This window comes from Mycobacterium attenuatum (assembly GCF_900566085.1).
Lineage (GTDB): Bacteria > Actinomycetota > Actinomycetes > Mycobacteriales > Mycobacteriaceae > Mycobacterium > Mycobacterium attenuatum.
Genome location: NZ_UPHT01000119.1, coordinates 91,439 through 107,600, shown reverse-complemented (window position 1 = coordinate 107,600; position 16,162 = coordinate 91,439). Strand labels below are relative to the sequence as shown.

Annotated in this window: 8 protein-coding genes; 6 read left to right on the top strand and 2 right to left on the bottom strand. The window is 66.5% G+C overall.

All coding sequences use genetic code 11. The features are described 5' to 3' along the window. The first annotated feature begins 5 nt into the window (after nt 1–5). From EET13_RS19580 to EET13_RS19570, 3 genes are read left to right on the top strand one after another with little or no spacing between them, the layout of a single operon-like run. Entirely contained in the window at nt 6–431 is a 426-nt protein-coding gene (locus EET13_RS19580; protein ID WP_122443831.1) for a nuclear transport factor 2 family protein, read from the top strand. 58 nt (nt 432–489) lie between these two features. Further along, nucleotides 490–963, top strand: coding sequence for an FAS1-like dehydratase domain-containing protein (locus EET13_RS19575; RefSeq protein ID WP_244604007.1), 474 nt, complete (start codon nt 490–492; stop codon nt 961–963). Then, complete coding sequence (locus EET13_RS19570) at nt 957–1,394, top strand: MaoC/PaaZ C-terminal domain-containing protein (protein WP_425293703.1); 438 nt, start codon at nt 957–959, stop codon at nt 1,392–1,394. Before EET13_RS19575 ends, EET13_RS19570 begins: the two co-directional genes overlap by 7 nt. Here the strand turns inward: EET13_RS19570 and EET13_RS19565 are convergent. Next, complete coding sequence (locus tag EET13_RS19565) at nt 1,372–2,862, bottom strand: aldehyde dehydrogenase (RefSeq protein WP_122443829.1); 1,491 nt, start codon at nt 2,860–2,862, stop codon at nt 1,372–1,374. The genes EET13_RS19570 and EET13_RS19565 overlap by 23 nt on opposite strands. A gap of 90 nt (nt 2,863–2,952) precedes the next feature. Here EET13_RS19565 and EET13_RS19560 point away from each other — a divergent pair, with 90 nt between their 5' ends. After that, the gene (locus EET13_RS19560; protein ID WP_122443828.1) at nt 2,953–4,317 is read left to right on the top strand and encodes a secreted hydrolase; all 1,365 of its coding nucleotides are present in this window, start codon (nt 2,953–2,955) and stop codon (nt 4,315–4,317) included. A gap of 37 nt (nt 4,318–4,354) precedes the next feature. Here EET13_RS19560 and EET13_RS19555 read toward each other — a convergent pair whose 3' ends face one another. Continuing rightward, nucleotides 4,355–5,503, bottom strand: a complete 1,149-nt coding sequence (locus EET13_RS19555; RefSeq protein ID WP_122443854.1) for an aromatic ring-hydroxylating oxygenase subunit alpha — start codon at nt 5,501–5,503, stop codon at nt 4,355–4,357. A gap of 174 nt (nt 5,504–5,677) precedes the next feature. Here EET13_RS19555 and EET13_RS19550 point away from each other — a divergent pair, with 174 nt between their 5' ends. Further along, nucleotides 5,678–6,400: a DUF1906 domain-containing protein gene (locus EET13_RS19550; RefSeq protein WP_122443827.1), complete on the top strand. Its 723-nt coding sequence runs from the start codon at nt 5,678–5,680 to the stop codon at nt 6,398–6,400. Nucleotides 6,401–6,922: 522 nt separating this feature from the next. Then, entirely contained in the window at nt 6,923–16,153 is a 9,231-nt protein-coding gene (locus EET13_RS19545) for a type I polyketide synthase (protein ID WP_122443826.1), read from the top strand. Nucleotides 16,154–16,162: the final 9 nt, after the last annotated feature.

Sequence of the window (16,162 nt, the reverse complement as noted above, 5' to 3'; positions counted from 1 at the left end):
GCACAATGACGTTGTCCTATCAAGAACAGCAGATGCTGCATGCTGCGACGGGCCGCGCTGCCATTTTGGATTTGACCGCGCGGCACAATCGGGCGTATTCCGACGGTGACCGCGACGCCTGGATTGCCACCTTCCGTCATTCCGGTGCCAGCTATAGCCGTGACGGCGAACCCTTCGGTGATCCGCGCGCGGCCTTCGACGGCGGTGACGGGCAACGCCTGGTCACCGTCGACCACGAGATCCACGTCGACGGGGTCGATGCGACGCAGCGCTGTGTCGCTCTGCTGTTTGCACGCGTGCATGGCGACACCGCGCTGCGGGCCACCGGAACATTCCGTGATCAGCTGATCTATGAGCGCGGTGGTTGGTACTTCACTTCCCGGGCACTGCAATGGGATTCGGTACCGAGCCGGCATCCGCTCGTCATGTAATCCGGCCTTGAACGTGACCTACCACCTGGCCTTCGGCAGCTATCAGGATGCGCTGCAGATGGTCGGCGCGACTACGGAGCCGCGAACCGCTGCAACCGTGGTCAGCGCAGCGCGCATTCAGTTGTTCGCCGCCATGGTCCGTGACGGTAACCGGTCGTATTGGGACGCCGAGTACGCGCGGCGGCGGTGGGGCGGCTTGCTGGCTCCGCCGGCGCTGTTGATGGGTTGGCTGATTCCGCCACCCTGGCAACCGGGAGGCCGGGTTCCCGCGGCATCGTTGGCGTTGCGGGTGCCATTGCCGGGCACCACATTCATCAACGCGGCCAACGATGCCGAGTTCCTGCGACCGATCGTCGAGGGTGACCGGCTCACCGTCGTCGAGGAGCTGGTGTCGGTATCCCCCGAAAAGCGGACCCGGCTCGGGGTTGGTCATTTCGTCGAGACGCTGGAGACCTACCGTCGCCAGGACGGTGCGGTGGTCGCCACATCCCGAAATACGCTGTTCCGCTTCACACCTGGGCCGGGATCGTGACCGATCTGACTTGGAACGAAATCACCGTTCCGCTCGGGCTGCCTGAGGTCGTCGACCAGATCAGTTATCAGCGTGTGGTGGAGAACCCGGGGGCGACGTGGGACTATTTTCCCGGCCATTTTGATCCGGCATACGCCCAAAGCCAGGGAAATTCAACGATATTCGTCAACACCATGCATCTCGCGGGTTTCGCTGACCGGATCGCGACCGACTGGGCTGGTCCGGGCAGCCGGGTGGTACGCCGTTCCTTGCGGTTGGCCGGCTCGATCTATGCCGGTGACACCATGGTGGGGAGGGCACAGGTGGTGGCCAAGCGGTGTGACGACAGTGTCGACCCGCCGCGCTATCTTGTCGACCTAAGAATCGAGGTCGCCAATCAGCACGGCGCGTTGTGCTGTCCGGTCGAGATCACCCTGCAGCTGCCGGAATAGCCTTGAATGGCGGCATTTTTCCGTTGCACAGCACCGCTTGCAGCTCGACGTATTCGGCTAGACCCTCGGGCCCGAACTCGCGGCCGATCCCGGACTTCTTGAACCCGCCGAACGGTGTGCTGATATCGAGCATGTACATGTTGATGCCATAGGTGCCGGTCCGGATCCGGGCGGCGATATCCATGCCGTGGCCGGTGTCGGCTGTCCAGACCGACCCGGCCAATCCGTAGTCGCTGTCATTGGCGATCCGGATCGCGTCCGCTTCGTCGCGGTAGGTAAGCACCGTCAATACCGGGCCGAATATCTCTTCCCGGGCGATGCGCATCTCGTTGGTCGCGTCGGTGAACAGCGTTGGCCGCACGTACCAACCACGGCGGGCCGGGCTGTCCTCACCCCCGACCACGATGCGCGCCCCTTCCTGCCGTCCGGACCTGATGTAGTCCTGAACCCTACGCTGCTGGCGGCGGGCCACAAGAGGCCCGATGTCGGTCTTTTCGTCAGCGGGGTCGCCAACCTGCAGCGACGCCATCATGTCGGCAAGGGCGTCGACCACTTCGTCGTGACGGCGTTCGCTGACCAGGATGCGGGTCTGGGCGACACAGGCCTGGCCGTTGTTCATCAGGCCGGCCGTCTTCAATCCGGCGACCGTCGTCTCGAGGTCGGCGTCGTCGAGGATGATCGCCGCCGACTTGCCGCCCAGTTCCAGGCTGACCCGTTTCAGCTGCTCTCCACAGATTCCGGCGATCCGGCGGCCGATGGTGCTGGAGCCGGTGAACGCGATCTTGTCCACCCCGGGATGGCGCACCAGCGCCTCTCCGGCAACCGGTCCGCCGGTCAGTATCGAGACGACGCCCTCGGGTAGTTCGATCTGCTCGATCATCTCGGCCAACCACAAAGCGTCCAAAGGAGTTTCGGGCGCGGGTTTGACGATCACGGTGCAGCCGGCGATCAGCGCCGGAATCAGCTTGGGCATGATCAGGCATTGCGGCACGTTCCACGGCACAATGGCGCCGACGACACCGACGGGTGTCCGATGCACATGGGCCTCGCCCAGCAACCCCTGCCGGCGTTCCGCCCATGGGAAATGCCGTGCGGCCGCCAGGGTCAGGTGGATCATCGACGCCGCACCTGCCGCCTGGCCCAGCCTGCTGAAGCTGCGGGGCGAACCCATCTCTTGGGTAATCAAGTCGGCCATGTCGTCGAGGTGGCGCGCGTAAACGGCGGCCAACCGCTCGACCTTGATCATTCGCTCCTGCGGATCCAACAGCGGCCACGAACCGTGGTCGAACGCGTGCCGCGCGGCTGCCACCGCCGCCTCGACATCGCCGGGACCAGCCGCCGGTGCTTCGCCCACGGGTTGCTCCGAGTGCGGCGAAATGACGGAAAGCCGCTCCGGCGTGGTGGGTTTGCGCCAGCGCCCGCCGATGAACAGTTCGTCATAGCGGTGTTGCGGGGATTCTGCCGTCATCGGACATCCCCTCGGGGCAGACCATAGGTAACTTTGCTATTGATGCTAACATAGCGAAAAAGCGTGGCATGGCGCCTGGGAAGGCTTGACATGAGCAGCGACTGGCGCAGTTACCCGTTCCAGCTGGTCGATGGTGACAGCGCACTGGAGTTTCCCGCCGCCGAAGGCGTCCACGCCGACCAGGAATCCGATACCTGGTTTCTCGCGGGCCAACTGGACACAGCCGGTACCAGCCGGTCGTTTGCGTTCCTGACCATTTTCAACAAGAACCGGCCCGGTGGCTCGGTGGTCGCCGACTTCTACACGCTGGCGCTGTTTGACCTCGACACCGGCGAGTACGGCACCTACACCGACTACGACATGCCGCCGGCCAGCATGGCACCCGACGCCCGGCCCAAGCTGTCGGCTGCAGCGGGACACCTGGACCTCGCATACCGCAGCGACGCCGGCACCGTCTCGTGGACCACCTGCCATGACGCCGATGGACAGTTGTTGCCCTACACCTACCGGGTCAGTCTGGTGGGAACCGATCAGGCCGGTCGCTTGATGCGGCTGGATCTGGCGGTGACGCCCACGCGCGCGCCCACCCCGGTGGGGGCGTCGGCCTACAACGGAAAGATCGTCTGCTTCGGCCAGCCCGACACCCACTCCTACTTCCACACCGGAATGACGATGACCGGAACGCTGTGCTGGGGCGAGGCGAGCGAACAGGTCACGGGTACGGCCGGGCATATCGACCGGCAGTGGTTCCCGACGTATGCCGGTGGCGGGGGAGACCCACGGGGCCGGTCGCACGAATGGCGCACCATCCATTTCGACAATGGTGTCGACATGAGCATCTGGAGACAGTTCGACCGTATGAACGGCAATGCGGTGCAACCGTTTACCGGGTTGACGGCCAGCTATCCCGATCCCGGCCGGGCGCCGGAATGCGCCGAGGACATCGAGGTCACTATCCTCAGCTATGTCCGGTGGCCGGATTCCGTGCGGCCGTTGTTGCCTCCGGTCCGGCCGGCCCGCTATATGCCCGACCGCCACCGGATCACCAGCACTGCAATGCAATTGGACCTCACCGGCGAGCCGCTCGTGGCCGCACCGGCCCACGGCCTGCCGATCGAATACATGGAAGGCCCCTACCGTTACCGCGGAGCGCTGCGCGGTGAGCCGGTGACGGCCTTCGCGTTCTATGAGCGGTCGCTGGCGTTGCATCGCGACTGGGAGCTGATCGACGTGCTGGCCGCGACCGTCGCCAACGCTCGGCCACCGCGCCCGGAGCTGGTCGCTCTGGTGGAACGCGTTGCGCCAGTGGTGCTTTCGGGACGTCGCGGGGAGGCCCTGGAGATGTTGCGGACGGGATCAGCAGCGCTTCCGGACGATTGTGATCAGGATTCTCGTGAAGTTCTCGAGGCGCTGATCGGCTCGCTGGCGCAGGAGATTCCCGCGGCGAAGCTGTAATTTGGCAGGAGTCTTCTCGACCTTTTGCTGCGAATCTTCAGCCTCGGCGCAACGCGTCGAGCGCGCGCTCCCATGCTAGGTGACGGTGTTGTAGCCCCGGCTCGTTGCGCCCGAACACCAGTCGCTCCCGCGCGCCCGATTCGAGGTTGGCTTGCAACGACTCGGCCAGTCGATAGTCCTCGTCGCGGACCGTTGCGTGTGCGTACTCGAATACGGCCTGGGCGCCGGTGGCCACGGATTCGTCGGATATATCCAGCGCCGTGGAGTTTTGGTGGACGGTAACCGACCGGCCCGGCTGCTGGCCGGGGTAGATGCGGAACAGCTCGCCGTTGGCGATCGTCACCGACAGCACGACGTTGGGGAACAGCGCATAGATAACGACCATGTGGTGGAACGGATCCCACTGGTCCTCGGGCACGGCGTCCAGATCCAGGATCGTGTTCAGCGGAAAGATTAGCCGGTGATGCGGCCCGTAGGCGTCGAACACCGTGCAGTTGCTGCGGGCGATGGTGGCGAAGGTCTGCTTGTGCACGGTGGCGAAGTGGTAGTTCTCCGAAAATGTGTCGATCGCCAGCTTCCAGTTGATCCGCGAGTCGAGCACTTTCTCGCCCAGTGGGGACCAGTGCCCGATTCCCCATGAGTCGAGTTCGCCGGCCAGCGGTCCCAGGTGGGCTGCGATGTCCAGGGTGGCGCCCGGGTCCAGTGCAACCCACAGAAAGCCGGCGAATTCGGTGGCCGGAAGCCTGGTCAAGCCGTCGTCCTTCAACGTCATCTCGGGAAAGCCCTCCTGGCCCGGCAGTCCGACCAATCGCCCGGTGTTGTCATACGTCCAGGCGTGGTAGGGGCAGGTGAACCGCTTCGCGGTACCGCACCCCGTCGCCACCTGGGCCTGCCGGTGCAGGCAGACGTTGTCGAAGGCCCGCACCGACCCGTCCGACGTCCTGGTCAGCAGCACCGATCGCCCCAGCACCGTCTTGGTGCAATACGAGCCCGGCCGCGGCAGCTCGGAGACGTAGCCGACCAGCTGCGGGCTGGACATCAGCATGGCCCGGTCGTGTTCGTGGCGCTCGAGGCAGGTGTACTCCCGCGCATGGACCGTATGCTGCCGCGGTGCCAGGTCCGTGGTCTGGTCGCGGGCGAGCTTGCGGGCACGGCGGGTGAGGTCGATGAGCTGGTGGTGATCCATCGCGACCCCCATTGCGATCGAGTGCGGTCTGCTCGCCTCTAACTTTACTAACTTTGCATTGACAGTAAGAATCGGCTACCGACCGTCGTCCAAACCTCTGTTGCGACATCGTGATGCAGATGTGACGGGCGAGCTCAGTGAGCCAATTGATGCCGGTGTCGTACTCTGTGGCATGTGGAGGTCTCGCGTCGGGACGCACTCAAGTACGCGGCGGCGGTACCAGGCATGCTGGGCCTTGGCATCGCAGCCGCGTCGCTGTGCGCCGCGCCGGCGTCGGCGGGTTCGCTTGGCACCTTGTTGGACTATTCGGCCGGGGTCATACCCGCCAGCCAGATCAGGGCCGCCGGGGCGGTGGGGGCGATCAGATATGTATCGGATCGGCGACCCGGCGGTACGTGGATGCTGGGCAAGCCGATCCAACTCGGCGAGGCGCGCGATCTGAGCAGCAACGGGCTCAAGATCGTGTCGTGCTACCAGTTCGGCAAGGGCAGCACGTCCGACTGGCTCGGCGGTGCAGCTGCAGGTGTTCAGCATGCCCAGCGGGGCATGGAGTTGCACGCCGCGGCGGGCGGTCCGGCGGGCGCCCCCATCTATGCCTCGATCGACGACGATCCGTCGTATGAGCAGTACAAGAACCAGGTCATGCCGTATCTGCGGTCCTGGGAGTCGGTGATCGGGCATCAGCGCACCGGGGTATACGCCAACTCCAAGACGATCGACTGGGCGGTCCATGACGGGCTGGGCTCTTATTTCTGGCAGCACAACTGGGGCTCCCCGAAAGGCTTCACGCATCCGGCCGCCAATTTGCACCAGGTCGAGATCGACAAACGTAAAGTCGGCGGAGTCGGCGTGGATATCAACGAGATCCTCAAGCCCCAATTTGGGCAGTGGGCATAACCTTCAGTCCCGTCAGGCCCCGGGCGACACGCTCCAGCAAACACTCGTTCGCTTAAGCGGAGGCCGCGCAAAAACTGGCGATTGGCCCGCGCCACGGCCGACGCGACATCACGGGCCGGGCGCAGCACCGAATTTCAACATAACGATTTGGTAACAATACTGCCTTGATCAGCGCAGTTAGAGCTACTCGACCGTAACCACCTGCACGCAGGACGTTTGGTCCGCACGCCTGCGCCGCCAGTGGAAGCAGGTGTTACCGATGGCGTGGTTACCCGCGCGTAGAACTCGCCAGTAACCGATCAGCGTCAAAAAAGTGGACTGATCCTTATGACACTCTTATAGAGCCGATGCAGTCCGTCGCGCCGCCCGGTCCATGGGCCAGCCCGCCGACAACGCACCGGTCAGACGTTTTCCGGCTGCGATTCGATGCGGAATCGGCCGGAGTTCACGAGGCCCCTGCAGGGGCGGTCCGGGCCGGCCGAACGAACCGACACGTACAGACGCATACAGGAGATAAAGACGGTGACGATCCACGAGCACGACCGGGTGTCAGCTGACCACGACGGGACGGGTCCGCATCGCACGCATGCTCTGGTCGATCGCCTGACCGCCGGTGAGCCGTTCGCGGTCGCGTTCGGTGGCCAGGGCAGCGCCTGGCTGGAGACGCTCGAGGAATTGGTTTCGGCGGCCGGAATCGAATCGGAGCTGGCGGCGCTGGCCGGCGAGGTCGAGCTGCTGCTCGAGCCGGTCGCCAAGGAACTGGTTGTGGTGCGCCCGATCGGCTTCGAGCCGCTGCAGTGGGTCCGTGCGCTGGCCGCTGAAGACACCGTCCCGCTGGATAAGCATCTGACGTCGGCTGCGGTGTCGGTGCCCGGCGTGCTGCTCACCCAGATCGCGGCCATCCGCGCCCTGGCACGCCAGGGGATGGACCTCATGGCCACCCCTCCGGTCGCCCTGGCCGGGCACTCGCAGGGCGTGCTGGCGGTAGAGGCGCTCAAAGCCGGCGGAGCCCGTGATGTGGAGCTGCTGGCGTTGGCGCAGCTGATCGGGGCAGCCGGAACGCTGGTGGCGCGCCGGCGCGGGATCTCGGTGCTGGGCGATCGTCCACCGATGGTGTCGGTCACCAACGCTGATCCGGAGCGGATCCAGCGATTGCTCGAGGACTTTGCCCAGGATGTGCGCACGGTGCTACCGCCGGTACTGTCCATCCGCAACGGCCGGCGCTCGGTCGTCATTACCGGCACCCCCGAGCAGCTCTCGCGCTTCGAACTGTATTGCCGTCAGATCTCGGAGAAGGAGGAGGCCGACCGCAAGAACAAGGTCCGTGGCGGCGACGTCTTCGCGCCGGTCTTCGAGCCGGTACGGGTGGAGGTGGGCTTCCACACCCCGCGGCTGGGCGACGGCATCGACATCGTCGGCAGCTGGGCCGAGAAGGTCGGCCTCGACATCGCGTTGGCCCGGGAACTCGCCGAATCCATCCTCGTCCGCAAGGTCGACTGGGTGGACGAGATCACCCGCGTCCACGAGGCCGGTGCGCGCTGGATTCTCGACCTGGGGCCCGGGGACATCTTGACCCGGCTGACCGCGCCCGTGATTCGTGGCCTGGGTATCGGCATTGTGCCCGCCGCGTCCCGTGGTGGGCAACGCAACCTCTTCACCGTCGGCGCCACTCCCGAGGTGGCCCGGGCCTGGTCGAGCTACGCCCCGACCGTGGTTCGCCTGCCCGACGGCCGGGTCAAGCTCTCGACGAAATTCACCCGACTTACCGGACGGTCACCGATCCTGCTGGCAGGCATGACGCCGACCACCGTCGACGCCAAGATCGTCGCAGCGGCTGCCAACGCCGGGCACTGGGCCGAGCTGGCCGGGGGCGGACAGGTCACCGAGGAGGTCTTCCACAACCGCGTCCAGGAGATGTCCGATCTGCTGGAGCCAGGCCGGACCTATCAGTTCAATGCGCTCTTCCTCGACCCGTACCTGTGGAAGCTTCAGGTCGGCGGCAAGCGGCTGGTGCAAAAGGCGCGCCAGTCCGGCGCGGCGATCGACGGTGTGGTGATCAGTGCGGGCATCCCGGATCTCGAAGAAGCCGTCGAGCTGATCCATGAACTCAACGACATCGGGATCAGCCATGTCGTATTCAAGCCCGGAACCATCGAGCAGATCCGCTCGGTGATCCGCATCGCCACCGAGGTATCGACCAAGCCGGTGATCATGCACGTCGAGGGTGGTCGCGCCGGCGGTCACCACTCCTGGGAAGATCTCGACGACCTGCTGCTGGCGACCTATTCCGAGCTGCGCTCGCGGGCCAACATCACCGTCTGCGTCGGCGGCGGCATCGGCACACCAGAGCGTGCGGCCGAATACCTGTCCGGACGCTGGGCGCAGTCTTACGGCTTCCCATTGATGCCGATCGACGGCATCCTGGTCGGCACCGCGGCGATGGCGACCCTAGAGTCCACGACGTCACCCTCGGTCAAGCGGATGCTGGTGGAGACCCAGGGCACCGGCGAGTGGATCAGTGCCGGAAAAGCCCGGGGCGGCATGGCTTCCAGCCGCAGCCAGCTCGGCGCCGACATCCATGAGATCGACAACTCCGCGTCGCGTTGCGGCCAGCTGCTCGACGAGGTCGCCGGCGACGCCGAGGCGGTCGCCGACCGCCGCGACGAGATCATCGCGGCCATGGCCAAGACCGCCAAGCCGTACTTCGGCGACGTCGCGGAGATGACCTACCTGCAGTGGTTGCGGCGTTACGTGGAACTGACCATCGGCGAAGGCAATTCGACCGCCGACACCGCTGGGGTCTTGGGGCCGGACAGCCCGTGGCTGGCCGACACCTGGCGCGACCGCTTCGAGCAGATGCTCCAGCGCGCCGAAGCCCGCTTGCATCCAAAGGATTTCGGCCCTATCGAAACGGTCTTCACCGACCCGGCGCTGCTGGAGACGCCCGCCGAGGCCATCGCCGCGCTGCTTGTTCGCTATCCGGACGCCGAAACCGTCCAGCTGCACCCGGCCGACGTTCCCTTCTTCGTCACCCTGTGCAAGACTCCGGGCAAGCCGGTGAACTTCGTGCCGGTGATCGACAAGGACGTCCGACGCTGGTGGCGCAGTGACTCGCTGTGGCAAGCCCATGACGCACGTTACGACGCCGACCAGGTGTGTATCATCCCCGGTCCGGCGGCGGTGGCCGGCATCACCCGCCTGGACGAGCCGGTGGGCGAGTTGCTGGACCGCTTCGAGCAGGCCGCCATCGACGAGGTGCTGTCGGCCGACGGCGAAGTCAAGGACGTCACGTCGCGCCGGTTGGGCCGTCCCGACGTCACCGGACCGCTGGCCGTCGTGCTGGACGCGCCCGACGTGCTGTGGGCCGGCCGCACCGCGATCAATCCGGTGCACCGGATCGCCGACCCCAGCGATTGGCAGGTACACGACGGACCCGAAAATCCCCGTGCCACACACTCTTCCACCGGAGCCAGGCTCCAGATCGACGGACAAAACGTGGTGTTGAGCGTGCCGGTTTCGGGTACCTGGATCGACATCCGCTTCACCCTGCCGACCAACACCGTCGACGGCGGTATCCCGGTGGTCTGCACCGAGGACGCGGCCACGGCGATGCACTCGGTGTTGGCGATCGCAGCCGGTGCTGACGGGCCGCAGGCCATGCCCGCGGTCCATGACGGGACCACGTCGGTCACCGTCGACTGGGACCCGGAGAAGGTTGCCGACCACACCGGGGTCACCGCCACCTTCGGCGAGCCGCTGGCGCCCAGCCTTACCACGGTGCCCGATGCCCTGGTCGGCCGGTGCTGGCCGGCCGTTTTCGCGGCGATCGGATCGGCGGTTACTGCCACCGGTGTGCCCGTGGTAGAAGGTCTGCTCAACCTGGTCCACTTGGATCATGCCGTCCGCATGGTCGGCACTTTGCCCCCGACTCGCGCCCAATTGACCGTTACTGCAACGGCTTTCGAAGCCGTTGACACCGAGGTGGGCCGGGTGGTGCCGGTTTCGGTGACGGTCGCCGTGCCCGGCGGCGAAGCGATCGCCGTCCTCGACGAGCGATTCGCCATCCTCGGCCGAACCGGGGCAGCCGAACTCGCCGACCCGGTGCGGGCCGGTGGTGCGGTGTCGGAGAATGCCACCGACACCCCGCGGCGCCGCCGCCGTGACGTCACCCTGACCGCGCCGGTCGACATGCGCCCGTTCGCGGTGGTATCCGGCGATCACAACCCCATCCACACCGACCGGGCGGCAGCGCTGCTCGCCGGCTTGGAATCGCCTATCGTGCACGGCATGTGGCTGTCGGCCGCAGCCCAGCACGTAGTGACCGCCACCGACGGACAGGCCCGTCCGCCAGCCCGGCTGATCGGCTGGACCGCGCGTTTCCTGGGCATGGTGCGTCCGGGCGACGAAGTCGACTTTCGTGTCGAACGCGTCGGAATCGACCGGGGCGCAGAGATTTTGGAGGTAGCCGCGCGGATCGGCTCCGACCTGGTGATGTCGGCGACCGTGCGACTGGCCGCGCCCAATACGGTGTACGCGTTCCCCGGCCAAGGTATTCAGCACAAGGGCATGGGCATGGAAGTGCGGGCGCGATCCAAGGCGGCCCGCAAGGTGTGGGACACCGCCGACAGGTTCACCCGCGACACGTTGGGCTTCTCGGTGCTGCACGTCGTCCGGGACAACCCGACGAGCATCATCGCCAGCGGAGTGCACTACCACCACCCCGACGGCGTGCTGTACCTGACGCAGTTCACCCAGGTCGCCATGGCCACCGTCGCGGCCGCGCAGGTGGCCGAGATGCGCGAGCAGGGCGCCTTCGTCGAGGGCGCGATCGCCTGCGGCCACTCGGTCGGCGAGTACACGGCGCTGGCCTGCGTCACCGGCGTCTACGAGCTGGAAGCCCTGCTGGAGATGGTGTTTCACCGTGGTTCCAAGATGCACGACATCGTGCCGCGTGACGAACTGGGCCGCTCCAATTACCGGTTGGCGGCGATCCGTCCGTCGCAGATCGATCTCGACGACGCCGATGTCCCGGCCTTCGTTGCGGGGATCGCCGAGCGCACGGGTGAGTTCCTGGAGATCGTCAACTTCAACCTACGTGGTTCGCAGTACGCGATTGCCGGCACCGTGCGCGGCCTGGAGGCGCTGGAAGCCGAGGTGGAGCGCCGCCGTGAAATCACCGGTGGCCGGCGGTCGTTCATTCTGGTTCCCGGTATCGACGTGCCGTTCCACTCTCGGGTGCTGCGGGTCGGGGTGGCCGACTTCCGGCGGTCGCTGGAGCGCGTGATGCCGCGCGACAAAGACCCGGATGTGATCATCGGGCGCTACATTCCCAACCTGGTGCCGCGGCTGTTCACCCTGGATCGTGACTTCATCCAGGAGATCCGGGACCTGGTGCCCGCCGAACCGCTCGATGAAATCCTCGCCGACTACGACACCTGGCGTCGCGAGCGGCCGCGCGAGCTGGCCCGCATCGTGTTGATCGAGCTATTGGCTTGGCAATTCGCCAGCCCGGTGCGCTGGATCGAAACGCAGGATCTGCTGTTCATCGAGGAGGCCGCTGGTGGCCTGGGTGTGGAACGGTTCGTCGAGATCGGTGTGAAGACTTCGCCTACGGTGGCCGGCCTTGCTACCAACACCCTCAAGCTGCCCGAATACGCGCACAGCACAGTGGAAGTGCTCAATGCTGAGCGCGACGCCGCGGTGCTGTTCGCCACCGACACCGACCCCGAGCCGGAGCCCGAGGCCGACGAGCCCATGGGCGAAGCGGCAGAGTCGGTTGAACCAGCCGAAACTGCCTCTGCCGCACCGTCTCCCGCACCCACAGCGCCCTCGGGTGCTGCGCGGCCGGACGACATCGCCTTCGACGCCGCCGATGCCACCCTGGCACTGATCGCGTTATCGGCCAAGATGCGCATCGACCAGATCGAAGAACTCGACTCGATCGAATCCATCACCGACGGGGCATCGTCGCGACGCAACCAGCTGCTGGTGGACCTGGGTTCCGAGCTGAACCTCGGCGCCATCGACGGGGCCGCCGAGGCCGACCTGTCCGGGCTGCGGTCGCAGGTCACCAAGCTGGCACGTACCTACAAGCCTTACGGGCCAGTGCTTTCCGACGCGATCAACGATCAGCTGCGAACGGTGCTCGGGCCCTCGGGTAAGCGGCCGGGCGTGATCGCTGAGCGCGTGAAGAAGACCTGGGAGCTGGGTGACGGCTGGGCTAAACACGTCACCGTCGAAGTCGCTCTGGGGACCCGTGAGGGCACCAGCGTCCGCGGCGGCGCGCTGGGCAACCTGCACGAGGGCGCGCTGGCAGACGCCGCGTCCGTCGACAAGGTGATCGACGCCGCAGTCGCGTTTGTTGCCGCGCGCCGGGGCGTGGCCGTGGCGCTGCCGTCGGCGGGCGGTGGTGGGGGCGCCACCGTCGACGCGGCCGCACTGGGCGAATTCACTGATCAGATCACCGGTCCCGACGGGGTGCTTGCCTCGGCGGCTCGCCTGGTGCTGGGCCAGCTGGGACTCGATGATCCGGTGACCGCGCCCGCGGCGGCGACCGACGCCGAGCTGATTGACTTGGTCACCGCCGAACTGGGCGCCGACTGGCCGCGTTTGGTGGCTCCGGTGTTCGACGGCAAGAAGGCGGTTGTTTTCGACGACCGTTGGGCCAGCGCCCGCGAAGACCTGGTCAAGTTGTGGCTGACCGACGAGGGCGACATCGACACCGACTGGGCGCGGCTGTCGGAACGTTTCGAGGGCGCCGGCCATGTCGTGGCGACGCAGGCCACGTGGTGGCAGGGCAAGTCGCTGGCCGCGGGCCGGCAGATCCACGCGTCGCTGTACGGCCGGATCGCCGCCGGCGCCGAAAACCCGGACCCCGGCCCTTACAGCGACGAAGTGGCTGTGGTGACCGGCGCCTCGAAGGGCTCGATCGCGGCTTCAGTGGTGGCACGACTGCTCGACGGCGGCGCCACCGTCATCACCACCACCTCGAAGCTCGACGACCAACGACTGGCGTTCTACCGCAAGCTGTATCGTGACTACGCCCGCTACGGCGCGGTGTTGTGGGTGGTCGCGGCCAACATGGCGTCCTACTCCGATATCGACGCGCTGGTCGAGTGGGTTGGCACCGAGCAGACGGAAAGTCTTGGGCCACAGTCGATTCACATCAAGGACGCGCAGACCCCGACACTGCTGTTCCCGTTCGCGGCGCCCCGCGTCGTCGGTGATCTGTCGGAGGCCGGCTCGCGTGCCGAGATGGAAATGAAGGTGCTGCTGTGGGCCGTGCAGCGGCTGATCGGCGGCTTGTCGACCATCGGCGCCGAGCGCGACATCGCGTCACGGTTGCACGTCGTGCTGCCCGGCTCGCCCAACCGGGGGATGTTCGGCGGCGACGGCGCCTACGGTGAAGCCAAGTCGGCGCTGGACGCGGTGGTGAGCCGCTGGCATGCCGAATCGTCCTGGGCGACCCGCGTCAGCCTGGCGCATGCCCTGATCGGGTGGACTCGCGGCACCGGGCTGATGGGCCACAACGACGCCATCGTCAGCGCCGTCGAGGAGGCTGGTGTCACCACCTACTCGACCGACGAGATGGCGGCGCTGCTGCTGGGCCTGTGCGACGTGGAATCCAAAGTCGCCGCGGCCAGTTCGCCGATCAAGGCGGACCTAACCGGCGGCCTGGCCGAAGCGGATCTCGACATGGCTGAATTGGCCGCCAAGGCGCGCGAGCAGATGTCCGCGGACGCGTCCGGCGCCGAAGAAGAGGCAGCGCAGGGCATTATCGCCGCGTTGCCGTCACCGCCACGCGCACACGCTCCGGCACCGCCGCCGGAGTGGGCCGATCTGGACGTCGACCCCGCCGAACTGGTGGTGATCGTCGGTGGCGCCGAACTGGGCCCCTACGGGTCGTCGCGCACCCGCTTCGAGATGGAGGTCGACAACGAACTGTCGGCGGCCGGTGTGCTCGAACTGGCCTGGACCACCGGAATGATCCGCTGGGAAGACGACCCGCAACCAGGTTGGTACGACAGCGAATCGGGTGAGCTGATTGACGAGGCCGAGCTTGTCGAGCGCTACCACGACGCCGTGGTGGAACGCGTCGGCATCCGCGAGTTCGTCGATGACGGCGCAATAGATCCCGATCACGCGTCGCCGCTGCTGGTGTCGGTGTTCCTGGACAAGGACTTTGGTTTCGTGGTGTCCACCGAGGCCGAGGCCCGGGCGTTTGTCCAGTTCGACCCCGAGCACACCGTCATCCGGCCGGTGCCCAATTCCACCGACTGGCACGTTATCCGCAAGGCCGGCACCGAAATCCGGGTACCGCGCAAGACGAAGCTGTCGCGGACCGTCGGGGCGCAGATCCCTACCGGGTTCGACCCCACGGTGTGGGGAATCAGCCAGGACATGGCCGCCACGATCGACCGGGTGGCGCTGTGGAACATCATCGCGACCGTCGATGCGTTCCTGTCCGCCGGCTTCACGCCGGCCGACCTGATGCGCTGGGTACACCCCAGCCTGGTGGCCAACACCCAGGGCACCGGCATGGGCGGAATGACCTCGATGCAGACCATGTACCACGGAAACCTGCTGGGCCGGAACAAGCCGAACGACATCCTGCAGGAAGTGCTGCCCAATGTCGTTGCCGCGCACGTGGTTCAGTCCTATGTCGGCAGTTACGGTGCGATGATCCACCCGGTCGGCGCCTGCGCGACCGCCGCAGTGTCGGTGGAAGAGGGCGTCGACAAGATCCGGCTGGGCAAGGCCGAGCTGGTGGTGGCCGGCGGGTTCGACGACCTGACACTGGAGGCCATCATCGGCTTCGGTGACATGGCGGCCACGGCGGACACCTCGATGATGCGCGGCCGGGGTATCCACGACTCGAAGTTCTCCCGGCCCAACGACCGGCGGCGGCTCGGATTCGTGGAAGCTCAAGGTGGCGGCACCATCCTGCTGGCCCGCGGCGACCTGGCCCTGAAGATGGGCTTACCGGTGTTGGCCGTGGTGGCCTACGCGCAATCCTTCGCAGACGGTGTGCACACCTCGATCCCGGCCCCTGGTATCGGGGCGCTGGGAGCCGGCCGCGGTGGCCGGGATTCGGTCCTGGCGCGGTCGCTGGCCAAGCTCGGCGTGGGTGCTGACGACATCGCGGTGATCTCCAAGCACGACACCTCGACGCTGGCCAACGACCCCAACGAGACCGAACTGCACGAGCGGCTCGCCGACGCGCTGGGCCGCTCCGAAGGCGCCCCGCAGTTCGTGGTGTCGCAGAAGAGCCTCACCGGCCATGCCAAAGGCGGCGCCGCGGTCTTCCAGATGATTGGGCTGTGCCAGATCCTGCGCGACGGCGTCATTCCGCCCAACCGCAGTCTGGATTGCGTCGACGACGAACTGGCGAGCTCCGCGCACTTCGTGTGGGTCCGCGAGACCTTGCGGCTGGGCGGGAAGTTCCCGCTCAAGGCCGGGCTGGTGACCAGTCTCGGGTTCGGTCACGTGTCGGGCCTGATCGCACTCGTGCACCCGCAGGCCTTCATCGCGTCGCTGGATGCCGCGCAACGTGCGGACTACCAGCGCAGGGCCGACGCGCGGTTGTTGGCCGGGCGGCGCCGTCTGGCCGCGGCAATTGCCGGCGGTACGCCGATGTACGAGCGGCCCGCGGACCGCCGTTTCGACCACCATCAGCCGGAGAAGCCGCAGGAGGCCGCGATGTTGCTGAATCCGGCCGCCAGGCTGGGCGACGGCGAGGCATTTATCGGATGACTTCGATCA